The sequence below is a fragment of the Xanthobacter autotrophicus genome (assembly GCF_029991245.1).
GTDB lineage: Bacteria > Pseudomonadota > Alphaproteobacteria > Rhizobiales > Xanthobacteraceae > Xanthobacter > Xanthobacter autotrophicus_C.
This window is the reverse complement of sequence record NZ_JAIVFO010000475.1, coordinates 1-385: the sequence shown is the minus strand read 5'-3', so window position 1 is coordinate 385 and position 385 is coordinate 1. Positions and strand designations below refer to the sequence as shown.

1 protein-coding gene is annotated in these 385 nt (G+C 79.0%); it reads left to right on the top strand.

The features are described from left to right. On the top strand, positions 1-385 hold a 385-nt coding region (locus K9U41_RS23755; protein WP_282643273.1), incomplete at both ends, for a tRNA lysidine(34) synthetase.

The window sequence follows — 385 nt, the reverse complement described above, 5'->3', positions numbered from 1 at the left end:
GTTCCGGCCCCGAGGCCGCCGCCCGCGTGGCGAGGTACGCCGCGCTCGACGCCGCCCGGCGCGGCCGCCCCGTCCTGCTCGCCCACACCCTCGACGATCAGGCAGAGACCGTCCTGCTGGGCCTGGGTCGCGGCTCCGGCGCCCGGTCGCTGCGGGGGATGGCCGCCTGGGACGCGCCGTGGGGGCGCCCGCTGCTCGGCGTCCGTGCCGCCGACACCCGCGCCGCCTGTCGCGACCTCGGACTGGAGCCCTGGAACGACCCGCACAACACGGACCCCGCGTTCACCCGCGTGCGCCTGCGCCGCGAGGTGCTACCGCTGCTCGAGGACGTGCTGGGCGGCGGCGTCGCCGAGGGGCTCGCTCGCACCGCGGCGCTGTTGGGGGT